The 14173-nt window shown below is 67.4% G+C and carries 12 protein-coding genes; 3 read left to right on the forward strand and 9 right to left on the reverse strand.

All coding sequences use genetic code 11. The features are described 5' to 3' along the window. Positions 1-72 precede the first annotated feature (72 nt). Positions 73-1596: a SulP family inorganic anion transporter gene (locus NFU08_RS10445; protein ID WP_251422917.1), complete on the forward strand. Its 1524-nt coding sequence runs from the start codon at positions 73-75 to the stop codon at positions 1594-1596. Positions 1597-1643: 47 nt separating this feature from the next. Here the strand turns inward: NFU08_RS10445 and NFU08_RS10450 are convergent, their stop codons facing one another. The 7 genes from NFU08_RS10450 to NFU08_RS10480 all read right to left on the reverse strand — a co-directional run bounded on the left by NFU08_RS10450 (position 1644) and on the right by NFU08_RS10480 (position 9715). Next, the gene (locus NFU08_RS10450; protein ID WP_251422919.1) at positions 1644-2336 is read right to left on the reverse strand and encodes a TrkA family potassium uptake protein; all 693 of its coding nucleotides are present in this window, start codon (positions 2334-2336) and stop codon (positions 1644-1646) included. Further along, positions 2329-3795 (reverse strand): TrkH family potassium uptake protein, encoded by a 1467-nt coding sequence (locus tag NFU08_RS10455; protein ID WP_251422922.1) that lies wholly within the window; start codon positions 3793-3795, stop codon positions 2329-2331. Before NFU08_RS10455 ends, NFU08_RS10450 begins: the two co-directional genes overlap by 8 nt. A 227-nt stretch (positions 3796-4022) precedes the next feature. After that, a complete protein-coding gene (locus NFU08_RS10460) occupies positions 4023-5210 on the reverse strand; it encodes a hypothetical protein (protein ID WP_251422925.1) in 1188 nt (395 codons plus the stop codon). After that, entirely contained in the window at positions 5204-6493 is a 1290-nt protein-coding gene (locus NFU08_RS10465; RefSeq protein WP_251422928.1) for a glucarate dehydratase family protein, read from the reverse strand. The genes NFU08_RS10460 and NFU08_RS10465 overlap by 7 nt, the downstream gene beginning before the upstream one ends. Positions 6494-6534: 41 nt before the next feature. Further along, the gene (locus NFU08_RS10470) at positions 6535-7446 is read right to left on the reverse strand and encodes a carbohydrate ABC transporter permease (protein ID WP_251422931.1); all 912 of its coding nucleotides are present in this window, start codon (positions 7444-7446) and stop codon (positions 6535-6537) included. Next, the gene (locus NFU08_RS10475) at positions 7443-8390 is read right to left on the reverse strand and encodes a carbohydrate ABC transporter permease (RefSeq protein ID WP_251422934.1); all 948 of its coding nucleotides are present in this window, start codon (positions 8388-8390) and stop codon (positions 7443-7445) included. The genes NFU08_RS10470 and NFU08_RS10475 overlap by 4 nt, the downstream gene beginning before the upstream one ends. After that, positions 8387-9715 carry an ABC transporter substrate-binding protein gene (locus NFU08_RS10480; protein WP_251422937.1) on the reverse strand — a complete coding sequence of 443 codons (1329 nt, stop codon included), beginning with the start codon at positions 9713-9715 and terminating at the stop codon, positions 8387-8389. Before NFU08_RS10480 ends, NFU08_RS10475 begins: the two co-directional genes overlap by 4 nt. A gap of 100 nt (positions 9716-9815) precedes the next feature. Between NFU08_RS10480 and NFU08_RS10485 the strand changes: the two genes are divergently transcribed. Next, entirely contained in the window at positions 9816-10649 is an 834-nt protein-coding gene (locus NFU08_RS10485) for an NAD(P)-dependent oxidoreductase (RefSeq protein WP_285835586.1), read from the forward strand. 19 nt (positions 10650-10668) lie between these two features. After that, entirely contained in the window at positions 10669-11499 is an 831-nt protein-coding gene (locus tag NFU08_RS10490; protein WP_251422940.1) for an IclR family transcriptional regulator, read from the forward strand. Positions 11500-11529: 30 nt separating this feature from the next. On the opposite strand, the gene NFU08_RS10495 is transcribed toward NFU08_RS10490, so the two are convergent. Together NFU08_RS10495 and kdgD are read right to left on the reverse strand one after the other, a co-directional pair. Further along, positions 11530-13128 carry an aldehyde dehydrogenase (NADP(+)) gene (locus tag NFU08_RS10495; RefSeq protein ID WP_251422943.1) on the reverse strand — a complete coding sequence of 533 codons (1599 nt, stop codon included), beginning with the start codon at positions 13126-13128 and terminating at the stop codon, positions 11530-11532. Positions 13129-13163: 35 nt separating this feature from the next. Next, positions 13164-14078: a 5-dehydro-4-deoxyglucarate dehydratase gene (kdgD, locus tag NFU08_RS10500; protein ID WP_251422951.1), complete on the reverse strand. Its 915-nt coding sequence runs from the start codon at positions 14076-14078 to the stop codon at positions 13164-13166. Positions 14079-14173 lie beyond the last annotated feature (95 nt).

The following is a 14173-nucleotide window of genomic DNA, read 5'->3' on the forward strand; positions in this document are numbered from 1 at the left end:
CTGCGCCCCCTTCATTCTTCGAACACGTGGAGCCGCTGCCCCGCGCCTTCCTGACCATGAACGGAGCCAGCAATGGCCGTCAAAACCTCTGCGGATGCCCCCGCCTCCACACCGGAACAGCTCCAGTCTGTCCGGGAAACCCTGAAGTCGCCGCGGCGGCTCAAGACCGAAGTCCTCGGCGGGCTCGTCGTCGCGCTTGCCCTGATCCCGGAGGCGATTGCCTTCTCGATCATCGCGGGCGTGGATCCCCGCCTGGGACTTTTTGCCTCCTTCACCATGGCCGTCACCATCGCGATCGTGGGAGGCCGGCCTGCCATGATCTCCGCAGCCACCGGCGCGGTGGCCCTGGTGATCGCCCCGCTGGTGAAGTCCCACGGCGTGGACTACCTGGTTGCCGCCGTCATCCTGGCCGGCGCATTCCAGGTCATCCTGGGCTTGTCCGGGGTGACCAAACTGATGCGCTTTATTCCACGGTCGGTCATGGTGGGCTTCGTCAACGCCCTGGCCATCCTGGTCTTCATGGCACAGGTTCCCGAACTGCTGGGGGTGCCTTGGCTGGTGTACCCGCTGCTGGCACTTGCTGTGGTGATTGTTTTCGGACTGCCCCGGCTCACCACGGCCGTGCCCGCTCCGCTGGTGGCCATCGTGGTCCTCACGCTCATTACCGTCCTGGCGGCCATCACCGTTCCCACGGTGGGGGACAAGGGCGAGCTGCCGGACTCGCTGCCGTCGCTGTTCGTACCGGACGTTCCGTTCACCCTTGAGACCCTGCAGGTCATCTTCCCGTTCGCGCTGGCCATGGCGTTCGTGGGGCTCCTCGAATCCCTTATGACCGCCAAGCTGGTGGATGACATCACGGACACCCGCTCCCACAAGAGCCGCGAGGCGTGGGGGCAGGGCGTGGCGAACCTCGTCACCGGGTTCACCGGCGGGATGGGCGGCTGCGCCATGATCGGGCAGACCATGATCAACGTCAAGGCCTCGGGCGCCCGCACCCGGATCTCCACCTTCCTGGCCGGCGTGTTCCTGCTGATCCTGGTGGTGGTGCTCGGCGGCGTCGTCTCCGTCATTCCCATGGCCGCGCTGGTCGCTGTGATGATCTTCGTCTCCTGGGCCACGTTCGACTGGCACAGCATCCACCCGCGCACGCTGAAGATGATGCCCAAGAGCGAAACCCTGGTCATGGTGGCCACGGTCGTGGTCACTGTTGCCACGCACAACCTGGCCATCGGCGTCGGCGTCGGCGTGCTGGTGGCCATGGTGATGTTCGCCCGCCGGGTGGCCCACTTCGTCACCGTGGAACGGACGGTCACCGGCGTGGAAGGCCACGAAACCGCCACGTACACGGTTAACGGCGAGCTGTTCTTCGCCTCGTCCAACGATCTCTACACCCAGTTCGAGTACGCGCTGGACCCGCAGTTTGTGGTGATCGACATGCACGCCTCGCACCTCTGGGACGCCTCAACCATCGCAGCCCTGGACGCCATTACCGAAAAGTACCGGCACCACGGCAAGGACGTGAAGATCATCGGCCTGAACGATGCCAGCACCAGCATGCGCGAGCGCCTCGGCGGGAAGCTCGGCGCCGGGCAGTAGCAGGGCCGGGCTAGGGGCGGGCTAGGGCCAGTAGTAGCAGGGCCGGGCTAGGGGCGGCTGCTGAACCGCTCAGCCAGGTTCTTGGTGCCCTGGACGATGATCTGGTCGTCGTCGTACAGGACGGTCTGGGCGGTGGTGTGCTGCCAGGTTCCGCCAGGCCGTTTGACCGCCACGATGGTGATCCCGTACTTGTCCCGGAGGCCCAGCACGCCCAGGGGCCGGTCCCGGGCATCCGACGGCGGCTGCGTGCGGACCATCACAAAGTCGTCCTCGAATTCCACGTAGTCCAGGATGGACCCGCGGACCAGGTGCGCCACGCGGCGGCCCATGTCGTGCTCAGGCCGGATGACGTGCTGCACCCCCAGCTGGCCCAGGATCTCCGCGTGCGGCTCGCTGATGGCCTTGGCCCAGATTTCCGGGTGCTCGAAAGTGAGCAGCCGGGAGGTGGTGAGGATGCTCGCCTCCAGGTCCGAGCCGATGCCCACCACGGCCCGGTCGAACTCGTGGACGGAGAGCTGCCGCAGGACTTCTTCCTTTGTGGAGTCGGCACGGACCACGTGCGCCAGCCGTCCGTTGTAGGACTGCACGATCTCCTCGCTGCTGTCGATCCCCAGCACCTCGGTGCCCTGCGCCTCCAGTTCCAGGGCCAGGGAACCGCCGAAGCGCCCCAGGCCGATAACAGCCACGGAGTCGGGGTGGGCGGCGCGCTCGCCCCGGCGGGTGAAGATGTCCTTAGCCAATGAGGGGCCTTTCCTTCGGGTTTTCGTACAGTATGGGGCGCTTCCTGAGGGCGAGCGCGGTGCCGAGCGTGACGGGGCCAAGCCGGCCGATGAACATGAGCAGGATCAGCACCACCTGCCCGGCGGGCGGCATCCCGGCCGTGATGCCGGTGGACAGCCCCACGGTGGCAAAGGCGGACACCACCTCGAACAGGATCCGTTCCTGGCCAAAATCGGTGATCAGCATCAGGAACATGGTGGACGCCGTCACCAGGGCGATGGCCAGGAGCACCACGGTGATGGCCTGGCGGTGCACGGCCCGGGAGAGGCGCTTGCCAAAGATGTTCACCGCGGTGTCGCCACGGAGTTCCGTGGCCAGGATGAAGAACAGTACGGCGAAGGTGGTGATTTTCAGGCCGCCCGCGGTGCCGGCCGGGCCGCCGCCAATGAACATCAGGATGTCCATGCCCAGCCAGGAAACGGGGTGCATCTGGCTGATGTCAACGCTGTTGAATCCGGCGGTGCGCGTGATCACGGACTGGAAGAAGCCGCCCAGGATGCGGTCCTCGGGCGGCAGCCCGCCCAGGGTGGCGCTGTTGGTCCATTCCGCGGCCGTGAGGAACACGGTCCCGCCAACCAGGAGCACGGCGCTGCCGGCCAGGACAATTTTGGTGTGCATGCTCCAGTAGACGGGCCGGCGGTACTGGCGGCGCAGCTCGAACAGCACGGGAAAGCCCAGGCTGCCGATGATCACCGCACCCGCGATCGGCAGGCACACCCACGGGTCGCCCACAAAGCCCATCAGGCTGTCCGAATACAGCGCAAAACCGGCGTTGTTGAAGGCGGACACGGAGTGGAACACCCCGTGCCAGAGGGCCTCGCCCGGGGTGTAGCCGTAACCCAGGAGGAAGCGGAGCATCAGGAGCACCGCCAGGATGGTCTCCACAATGACGGTGATCAGCAGGACGCCGATCAGGACCCGGCGCACGTCGCCGAAGCCGGTGCTCTTGGTCTCCGTGGCGGCCAGCATCCGGGACCGCAGGCCCAGGCGGCGGGCGGTCAGCACGCCCAGGAGCGCCCCGAAGGACATCACGCCGAACCCGCCGATCTGGATGAGCACCAGGATGACTGCATGCCCGAAGCCTGTCCAGAACACCGGGGTGTCCACGGTGATCAGCCCGGTGACGCAGACGGCGGAGGTGGCAGTGAACAGTGCTTCCAGCAGAGACGCCGGCCGGGGTCCCGTGGCGGCGGCAGGCAGCATCAGGAGCCCGGTTCCTGCCGCGATGGCAAGGACGAATCCCAGGGCGATCAGCTGCGCCGGGTGCCGCGGGACCAGCTTGTGGGCCAGCAGTCGGAGGGTGGACACCTGCTTGCCTTGGAGTTCCGCCAGGGACCGGCTGTACCCCGCCAGCACGGCCTTCGGTTTTTTCCTTCGGCGCTGAGGGTGGGGGCTTCGCTGGTAAGCCTTCAGGTGCATAGGCGCCACGGTACCACCGCAGCACGGCGCAGTCCGCCAGATGAAACAGACCTCACATTCCGCCCGGATTGACCCGGGCTGCCGTGCGATCCTGCCCAGTTGGTCAGGGGGCCATGCCCTCCTAGACGGGACACGCCGTCGTCCGCGGCGCGCCGCCAGGGTGCCCTGGGAAGCAACCGGGCGGGAACGCACGACGGCGGCGCGTCACCCGTGCGGGTACGGCAGGGTCAGCTGCCGGCACCCACGCGGTGGACGGCTTCGGCGGCGGCGTCCAGGCGCCCGGAGGAAGCCAGCCCCAGATGGTAGACATGCAGTTCGCTGCTCCCGGCTTCCAGGAGCGCGGCCCATTCCCGGGACAGGGCCCCTGCGTCGGCGGGCTTCGGCGGGAGCACCAGCACGTACGACCCCACGGTTGCCCCGGCTGCGGCCGCAGCCATGGCTGCTACGGTGGCAGCACCCTGCGCCGCTTCCCCCCAGCAGGGGACCACGGCGGTGACGTTTTCCATCAGGGGCAACAGCAGGCTCCGGCGCAGTGCCTCGACGGAGACGAACGGGCCGGTGGACCACGGATCCGGGGAGGCGTGCAGCGAGATCCGGGTACCTGAGCCGGACACTGCGGCGAGGCAGGCGTCGAGCAGGGCGGCCGTGGCATCCCACCTGGCCTCCAGCAGCGGCAGGAACTCGGCGGCTTCGGGAGCCGTTTCGGGTGTGGCGTCCGGCGAGTCCGTGTGGAGCCGGACCACGTCCCGCACCCGCTGCCGGAGGGTTTCCACCGGGAGGCCGCGGTCCGTGTGGGCGGTGCAGCAGGCGCCGCAGAAGCACAGGGAAAGGAGCGCCTGCACCCAGGGCGAGTACCCGGCGCCGTCGGTCTTTTCGTGCTGGTTCTGGTGGCCGAACCCCAGCGGGCCCACGGCCTCGAGGACCAGGCCGTCCGGCCGGCCGAGCTCCAGGACCTGCCCCACCAGCCCGGCGGCGTACTCGCGGACGCGCGGCTGTGACGGGCACAGGGCGTAGCGGTACGTCTCGGCAAAGGCATTCTGCACGCACAGGTCCCGGTGCCCGCTGCCCACGGCACTTGAATGTGTCAGGACCACCCAGGCGTCCACGGGGAGCCCTGCACCGCGGAGGACCGCCGCAGCCTCCGGGAACGAGTCATCACGCCCGGTCCACTCGGCGGCATCGCCGGGGCGGAGGAGGCTGCCGTCCCATGCCCCGGTGACCGGCACATAGAGGGCGGCGGAACCCGCATCCACCACCCGGCGTTCCGGATGCCGGGGGGTGGCGGCCCGCACCGAGTGGTAGGCGGCAGCCAGCGCCACCCGGTGAACGCCCGTGTCCCTGACCCAGGAGGCCGCGGAGGCGTCGCCCAGGACATCCCAGGGGTAGAGGTATCCGGTGACCCGCGGGCCTACCACCGCGGCAGGTCCGCCGTGTAGTCCGGCACGAAGCGCTGCATGTAGCCGGTGTCATCCCTGGCGGTCATCCTGGCGTCGAGGTACTGCTGGTGGAGTTCGGCCAGCTTCTCCCGGTCCAGTTCCACGCCCAGGCCCGTGCCGGTGGGAACGCGGACGCTGCCGTCAACGAAGCGCAGGATGCCCGGCTTGACCACGTCATTGTGCCCGTTCCACGGATAGTGCGTGTCGCAGGCGTAGGTGAGGGCGGGAGTGGCGGCTGCAACGTGGACCATGGCGGCCAGGCTGATGCCCAGGTGGGAGTTGGAGTGCATGGACAACCCTATGCCGAAGGTCTGGCAGATGGTGCCCAGTTCCCGTGTGTGCCGCAGGCCGCCCCAGTAGTGGTGGTCGCCCAGGATGACCTGGACCGAATCCAGTTCCACGCTGCGCTTGATGTGGTCGAACGCCACCACGCACATGTTGGTTGCCAGCGGCATGGCAGCGGTGGCCGCCACCTCGCCCATTCCCTCGAGGCCCGGGGTGGGGTCCTCCAGGTACTCGAGCAGCCCGTCGGTTTCCCGGGCCACCCACTGGGAGGTCTCCACGGTCCAGGCCGTGTTCGGGTCAAGGCGGAGGGGCATGTCGGGGAACGCTTCGCGCAGGGCCTTGATGGCCTCGATTTCCTGCGCCGGCGGGAATACGCCGCCCTTGAGTTTGATGGACTTGAAGCCATACTCGGAGATCATCTTCTGCGCCTGCCGGACAATGCCCGCCGGGTCCAGGGCCTCGCCCCATTCGTCCGTGATGGCCGGTTTGCCGTCCATGGCAGGATGTTCGGCCCACTTGTAGAACAGGTAGGCGCTGAAGGGTACCTCGTCCCGGACAGTGCCGCCCAGGAGTTCGCTGACGGTGCGTCCGGTGGCGTGGCCCTGGATGTCCAGCGCCGCCACCTCGAACGCGGAGAACACGGCAGCCTTTTCAAACGAGGACAGCGCGGGGTCCAGTGCCTCGTTGATGAGCTGCTCCATGCGGGAGGTGTCAAAGACGCCCAGGCCCTTGATGGCGCTGGCGCCCACCGCCAGGTTGTCCAGCCGGCTCTGCCCGCCGGCGCATTCGCCCAGGCCCAGCAGGCCGTTGGCGGTCCGGACCTCGATCACCACGCGGTGCACCAGGGGTTCGTGGACTCCAACGGCGTTCAGCAGCGGGGGGTCGGAGAACGCGATGGGGGTGATGGTGATCTCGGTGATTTTCAGGTCGGCCGCGGTGGGGGCGTGGGCTGCAGGGAGGATGGTGCTGGTTTTCATTGAACTTCTTTCGTGGGGTGGGCGGACGGGCTGGGCCTGCCCTAGCCTTTGGTGGCGCCTGCTGTGATGCCGCGGATCATGGAGCGCTGCAGGAAGAGGTACACCAGCAGGCTTGGGATCATGGCCATGACGGCGCCGGCCAGCAGGACGCCGGGTCCAACCGTGGTGTCGTTGCGGAGCACGGAGAGCGCAACCGTCAGCGTGTAGTCGCTCGGATCGTTGGCGGCAATGAGGGGGAGGAGGTACTGGTCCCACACCATCATGAAGCCGAAGATGCCGATGACGCCCAGGGCGGGCTTGCAGAGCGGAAGGATGATGGTGAACAGCATGCGGAACTCGCCCACGCCGTCCAGCCGGGCGGCTTCCTCGATCTCGGCGGGGATCTCTTTCATGAATTCGCTCATGATGAAGATGGAGAACCCCCAGATGCCCACCGGCAGGATGACGGCCAGCACGCTGCCGCGAAGGCTGATGCCCAGCAGGGGGAGATCGCCCAGCACCAGCGAGAGCGGGATGGCGATGACTTCCTCCGGCAGCATCATGGTCAGCAGGACCAGCAGCAGCAGGATTGCCTGGCCGCGGAATTTCTTCCGGCTCAGGCTGTAGGCCGCGAACACGGACACTGTCATCTGCAGCAGCAGTCCGCCGCCGGCAATGACCAGGGAGTTCAGCAGGTAGCCCCAGAGCCCCTGCTGTGATGCTGCCTCGAAGTTGGCCAGCGTGAACGTCTTGGGCAGCAGCGTGATTTCGGTGGGGCTGCTGTTCCGGTCGAACGCGCCGGAGATGATGGCCGCGAAGGGCAGCGCGAAGATGCAGAACACCAGGATGCACAGCAGGATGCGGAGCGCCATGTTGGTGCCGAAGCCGGGGGACCAGCCCAGGGCTGAGTCGAAGCGGGAGGACGACGACGGCCGCTTGGTCCGCGGCGACGTCCGGGTTGTGGTGTGGCTCATCGTTCTGCCTTCCTTCGGGCCAGGAGCTGGGTGCCCACTGTCAGCAGGAGCGTGACCACCAGCAGCAGCACGGCTGCGGCGGAGGCCACGCCGATGTCGTTGCGCTGGAAGCCCAGCGAATACATGCGGGTCATCCACACCTCGGTGGATCCGGCCGGGCCGCCGCCGGTGAGCACGTACACTTCCGTGAAGCTTCTGAGGCTTCGGATGGCGGCCAGCGTCAGGACGATCACGATTGCCGGACGCAGCGCCGGCAGGGTGATGTAGCGCAGGCGCTGCCACACAGTGGCGCCGTCCACGCCGGCCGATTCGTACAGGGCGCGGTCAATGCCGGCCAGGCCGGCCAGGATGATCACCATGTTGTACGGGGCGCCGCTCCAGATTCCGACGACGGCGATGGACCACAGTGCCGTGTCGGTACCGTTCAGGAACTGGAGCGGACCCAGGCCCACCCAGCTGAGGATGGTGTTCAGCGGCCCGTCGGCGGTGGGGAAGTAGAGGATCCGCCAGATTTCACCCACCACGGCCAGCGCCGTGACCACGGGCAGGAAGATGGCGGTGCGGAGGAACCACAGGGACTTCGCCTGGCCCTCCAGGAGGAGGGCCAGGATGAAGCCCACCAGAAGTGCGCCGATGGTCTGTGTGACGCCAAGGACCACGGTGTGGCCCAGGGCGTCCATGAAGCGGGCGTCGGTGAGGACGCTGGCGTAGTTGTCGAAGCCAACAAAGACGTCCCCCAGGAAGGGCTGGACCTTGAAGAGGCTCAGCCGGATTCCCTCCACCATGGGGATGAACTTGAAGTAGAGGGCCAGGACGGCCGCGGGAAGGAGGAACACCCAGATGGCCAGCACATGTGCCCGGTTGCCTTTCCTGCGGCGCGGGGGCGGGCTGGGCCGCTTGGCCTGGGCCGGCGTTAACGCCGGTTTTGTTGCTGCGGAGGTCATGACTTGGCGTTCTGGCTCGTCAGCTCGTCGTTGATGGCGGTGTCGAGGTCCTTCAGGCCTGATGCCACGTTGTCGGCGCCGCAGTCGGAGACGATCTTGTTCAGGGCCTCGGCGGCAACCTGCTTGATGGGCACGAAGTTGATCGCTGACGGGAACGCCTTGGAGGAGTTCTGCAGGGCGTCCTGGACCACGGCCCAGCGGGGATCGTTGTAGACGGCGGCAGCGTCAACGTCGCCGTTGACCGGTACGCGGACGATCGGCTGCTTGCCCGCCGTCATGCCTGCCTTCTGGCCGTCGGCGGACACCAGGTAGTCGATGACCTGCTTGGTCTGGTCCGGCTTGCCGTTGCTCGCCGTGACGTAGATGTTCTCGCCTTCGGCCAGGACGGTGTTGTCCACGGAGCCCTTGGGGGCCTCGATGACCTCGTAGGTGTCCTTGCCCAGGGCCGTGTCAAAGGAGGAGAAGTTGTACGGGCCCGTGAGGATGATGCCTGTCTTGCCGGTCTGGAAGAACGGCGAGGCAACGCTGGTGGCCGCTGTGAGGGCGCCCGGCTGCGTGTTGCCGGGGGTGCAGAACTGCTTCTTGATCCAGGTGACGCCTTCCTGGGCCTCGGTGCTGGAGGCGGTGGACGCGAACTTTCCGTCGCCCTTGTCCTCGAGGTAGGCGCCGCCGTTCTGCCAGAGGTAGGAGGAGGCCCACCAGCCCAGGTAGCCGCGCTCGGTGGAGCCCGGGACGGTCATGCCGTAGGTGTCCGCCTGCCCATTGCCGTCCGGGTCCTGGGTGGCAAATGCAGTGGCCAGCTTCTCCAGGTCCTCCTGGGTCTCGGGAACAGGCAGGCCCAGTTTCTCGCGCCAGTCCTTGCGGATCATGGTCACCATGGTCTGCCGGGAGAACGGGACGCCGTACGTGGCGCCGTCCAGGCCCTTGGTCTCGTCCCAGAGGGAATCGGCGATTTTGTCGTTGCCCTCGACAGTGGACTTGTCCACTTCCACCAGGTAGCCCTGCGCCGTGTAGTTGCCCAGAGCGGCGGAGTCGTTGATCACGATGTCCGGGAGCTTCTTGGACGCTGCGCGGGTCTGGAGCTGCTGGTCCAGGTCCGGCACGCCCTGGAAGTTGACCTCAACGCCCGTCTTTGCGGTGAATTCCTTGAACATGGCGGCGTAGGTGGTGGCGGCATCGGTGCCGGCGCGGGCCCAGACCTCGATGGGCTGGCCATCATCGGTTGCGGCGGGAGTTGATGAGCCGGCGCTGCAGCCGCTCAGTACCGCGGCAGCGGCAACGGTAAGGGCCAGGACCCCGCGGGAGTGCGTGAACTTCGAATCCACTCTGATTCTCCTTTTTACATATATAAAATGCTGTTACCATGTGAAACGTACTTCATGAGAGTATGATTAGGATCACAGGCTGTCAACCGTTGGAGGAATCTTGTCTGCAGCACCCCACACAGTGACCATCGCCCTCACCGGCGGTGCGGGAATGATGGCCACGCTGCTGCGGCCCTACCTTGCAGGCGCCGGATACGCCGTCCGGCTGGTGGATCTGGCGGCAGCCTCTGACCCCCGTGCCAATGAGTCCGTGCATGTGGGGTCCGTGACGGACCCGGATTTCATGGCGGACGCGCTCAAGGGGGCCACGGCGGTGATCCATCTGGGCGGGCTGCACCGCGAAAAAACATGGGCGGAACTGGTGTCCACCAACATCACCGGCACCCAGGTGACGCTGGAAGCGGCCCGGCAGAACGGCGTCGAACGCGTCCTTTTGGCCAGTTCCACGCATGCCGTAGGCTTCCACCCCACCGAAGCGGCAGCCCAGGATTCGGTGCTGATTCCCCGCCCGGACACCTATTACGGTGTCAGCAAGGCGGCCGTGGAGGCTCTGGGAAGCCTGTACGCGGACAAGTACGGCATGAAAGTGGTCAGCGCCCGCATCGGCACCGGCGGTGAACGGCCCGGGAACCTGCGCACGCTGGGATCCTGGCTGTCGCCCGCCGACTCCTTCCGCTTGGTGGAGGCCACGCTGAACAGCCTTGGCGCCCCCGGGCACCACGTGGTGTGGGCAGTCTCGGCGAACACCCGGGGCTGGGCAAACCTGCACGCCGGTAAGCGCATCGGATTCGAGCCGCAGGATGATGCCGAGGCCTTTGCCGGCGGCGTGGATACCACGGCGCGGGACGAATGGGCCGAACTTTTGGGCGGCGCCTGGGCAAGCGATAGCCATAGGGTGGGAGTAGACAACTACCCGCACCTGGCCGTGAAGTGACATGCAGCAGGCCGGGGCAGTGGCAGAAGGGGGAACGGTGATGGCGGCGGTGGAGGTACAGTCCGGCCCGGGCGTTGGCGCATCGGGGGACGTCAAGCTGGTCAAATCGGCGGAGCGCACCATAGCCATCCTGGAGCTCCTTGCCGGCGCACCCCAGCCGCTCACCACGGCGGAGATCTTCAAGCTGACCGGCTACCCCCGCTCCAGCCTGCACTGGCTGCTGCTGACGCTGCTGGAACTCAACTGGATCGAGCAGACGCCGGAGGGCGCCTACCGCATCGGCACCCACGCGCTGCTGTGCGGAACGGCATACCTGGACCGGGATCCGGTGATGGAGCACGTTTCCGCCGTCCTGGAAAAGGTCCGCAACGCCACTACCTTCACCACCCACTACGCCCGGCTGGACCGCTCGGACGTCATCTACCTGGCCACGCGGCAGGCTGTTGACCGCCGCCGGCTGTCCTCCCGAGTGGGCCGCAAGCTGCCCGCGCAGGTGACTGCCTTGGGGAAGGCCATCCTCGCCGAGTACACGGATGCGGAGGTCCGGCAGCGCATCGGCGACGGACCTTACGCCCAGCTCACCCCGAACTCCGTGCAGGATTTTGACGCGCTGAAACGCGAACTGGCCGAGTTCCGGAAGACCGGCCACTCCATCGAGTGGGAGCAGAACACCGTGGGGCTGTGCTGCGTCAGCGTGGTGGTTCCGTACCGGATCCCCGGTACCGACGCCATGAGCTGTTCCATCCCCACGGAGCTTGCTACCGAGGAAGTCCTCCGCAGCACGGTTGCCGCGCTGGAATCGGCGGCTGCAGAGCTGGCCAGGACCCTGCGGGCGGCCGGCATCCGCTAACGGCGCCGGCCGCCTTGACTGCAGGCTGCCTTAGCTGCTGGCCAGGCTCCCGGCCGGGACGCTGCTGCCGTCGATCCGCCGGTTCAGGCCCCACGGGTTCTCGTCCTGCAGCGGCGCCGGCAGCAGCTCCTGGGGCAGGTTCTGGTAGGCCACAGGGCGCAGGAAGCGGTTGATCGCCAGCGTGCCCACGGACGTGGTGCGGCTGTCCGAGGTGGCGGGGAACGGGCCGCCGTGCACCATCGCGTGGCCAACTTCCACACCGGTGGGCCAGCCGTTGACAATGATGCGGCCCACCTTCTGTTCGAGGACCGGGATCAGGGGCGCCGCCGTCGGATAGTCCTCTTCGGTGAGCTGCAGAGATGCCGTGAGCTGGCCTTCCATCCGCGCGGCAGCCTGCAGCAGCTCGTCGGTGGAGCCGTAGCGGATCACCAGGGACGCGGCGCCGAAGATTTCCTCGTGGAGGACGTGGTTGGCCACGAAGTCCTTCACCCGGGTCCCAAAGATGGCGGGGGCGGGCGCGTTTTCTGCCGCACCCTCCGTGCCCTGGCCCAGGAGTTCGACGCCGTCCGCTGAGCCGAGTGCCCGGGTTCCGGCATGCCAGGACCCGGCGATGCCTTCGGTGAGCATGGTCTGCCCGGTGGAGCCTGAGACGGCGCGTGCGACGGCGGCGGCGAGTTTGTCCCCAGCCTCGCCTTCGGGGGCGAACAGCAGTCCGGGGGAGGTGCAGAGCTGGCCGGAGCTTCCGGTGACCGCCGTGACGTACTGGGCGGCGAGGGCATCAACATCACCCTTGAGCGCCCCTTCGAACACAAAGACGGGATTCAGGGAGGACATCTCGGCGTATACCGGAATGGGTTCCGGGCGGGCGGCGGCGGTGCGCATCAGGGCGATACCGGCGGACTGGGAGCCGGTAAATCCCACGGCCTTGATGTGCGGATCGGCCACCAGGGCCTGGCCGATGCTGGCGCCGGGGCCGTAGACCAGGGAGAACACTCCGGGGTGCAGGCCGAAGTCCCGGACGGCTTTGACCACGGCCTGGCCCACGAGTTCGCCGGTGCCAGGGTGCGCGTTGTGGGCCTTGAAGACCACCGGGCAGCCTGCGGCGAGGGCCGAGGCCGTGTCCCCGCCCGCCGTCGAGAACGCCAGCGGGAAGTTGCTGGCGCCGAACACGGCCACCGGGCCCAGCGGAATCTGGCGCTGCCGGATGTCGGCGCGCGGCAGCGGGGTCCGGTCCGGCAGGGCGGGGTCGATCCGGACACCGCGGAAATCACCTTGGCGGACCACGGACGCGAACAGCCGCAGTTGGCCGGTGGTGCGGGCCCTTTCGCCCTGCAGCCGGGCCGCGGGAAGGCCGGTTTCCTGGCCGGCGCGGATGATGAGTTCCTCGCCGATGGCCTCGATGTTGTCCGCGATGGCGTCCAGGAACGCGGCATGCGTCCCGGGGTCCAGCGTGCTGAAGGACGGATAGGCTGCGGCGGCGGCGGAGGTCGCCGTCGTCAATTGCTCTTCGGTGATCAGCGAGTAGGCCGGGTCAAGCCGTTCGTTGGTGGCCGGGTTGACGCCGAAAGCGGTTTTGCCGCTGCCGGCGACGGCCTGCCCGGCGATCAGGGAATGTCCGGTGAGGGTCACGATGGTTTCTCCTAGGGGTTGTCAGGAAGGGCTGTTCAGGAGACGGTGGCGATGAGCGCCGTGAGGTCCGCGAGGTCCTGCTCCGCCAGGTTCTGCAGCGGCGGACGGACCGGCCCGGCGGAGCGGCCCACCGCATCCAGCCCGCCCTTGACGATGGACACGGAGTAGCCCTTCACGCGGTCGCGGATGTCCAGGTAGGGGATCACGAAGTCGTTGAGTTTCTTGTTCACGGCAGCACGGTCGTTGTTGCGGACGTCCCGGTAGAAGTCCAGCGCGAACTGCGGGACGAAGTTGTACATGGCGCTGGAGTAGGTGCTCATTCCCAGCTGCAGCAGCGGAAGGGCGAAGGTCTCGGCAGTGGGAAGCCCGCCGAGGTAGAAGAGCCGGTCGCCGAGCCTGGCGTAGACGCGGGCGTCGTGCTCGAGGTCGCCCACGCCGTCCTTGAACCCGATCAGGTTCTCGTGCCGGTCCGCGAGGGTGGCCACGGTGGTGTCCTTGTAGATGGCGTTGGCGCGGTTGTAGATGATCACGCCCAGCGAGGTGGCGCGGCAGACGGCGCTGACGTGCTCGGTGAGTCCTGCCTGGTCCGCTTCGGTGAGGTACGGCGGAAGGAGCAGGATGCCTTCGGCGCCTGCTGCCTCGGCAGCCTGGGCGTTGGCGATGGCCTGGGCGGTGGAGCCGCCGGCTGATGCCAGCACCGGAACCGTGGCGCCCACTTCGTCGACGGCGGCGCGCACCACGCGCTCGGATTCCGCCGGGGTCAGGGAGAAGCCTTCGCCCGTGCCGCCGGCGGCGAACAGGCCCGCCACCGGGAAGCTGGCCTGCCAGGCCAGGTGCTTGCGGTAGTTCTCTTCATCGAACTGCAGGTCGGCGTCGAAGGACGTGACCGGGAAGGACAGCAGCCCTTCCTTGAGGGTGCTTGCCAGTTCCTGCGGTGTGTAGCGTGCCATGGTTGTCCTCCGGTGTGGGTGCCGCCTGCCGGCAGCGTGCTGGGTTCCCTTCCACCTTAGGAACGGATTTTCATACCTGTCCAAGAGCTTTTGTG

The sequence above is a fragment of the Pseudarthrobacter sp. NCCP-2145 genome (assembly GCF_023708005.1).
GTDB classification, from domain to species: Bacteria; Actinomycetota; Actinomycetes; order Actinomycetales; family Micrococcaceae; genus Arthrobacter; species Arthrobacter oxydans.

Excerpts from the sequence above, each read along its gene's own strand:
- kdgD (WP_251422951.1), bottom strand. The coding sequence starts at position 14,078 with ATGGCACGCTACACACCGCAGGAACTGGCAAGCACCCTCAAGGAAGGG.
- NFU08_RS10465 (WP_251422928.1), bottom strand. The coding sequence starts at position 6,493 with ATGAAAACCAGCACCATCCTCCCTGCAGCCCACGCCCCCACCGCGGCC.
- NFU08_RS10475 (WP_251422934.1), bottom strand. The coding sequence starts at position 8,390 with ATGACCTCCGCAGCAACAAAACCGGCGTTAACGCCGGCCCAGGCCAAG.
- NFU08_RS10455 (WP_251422922.1), bottom strand. The coding sequence starts at position 3,795 with ATGCACCTGAAGGCTTACCAGCGAAGCCCCCACCCTCAGCGCCGAAGG.
- NFU08_RS10470 (WP_251422931.1), bottom strand. The coding sequence starts at position 7,446 with ATGAGCCACACCACAACCCGGACGTCGCCGCGGACCAAGCGGCCGTCG.
- NFU08_RS10445 (WP_251422917.1), top strand. The coding sequence starts at position 73 with ATGGCCGTCAAAACCTCTGCGGATGCCCCCGCCTCCACACCGGAACAG.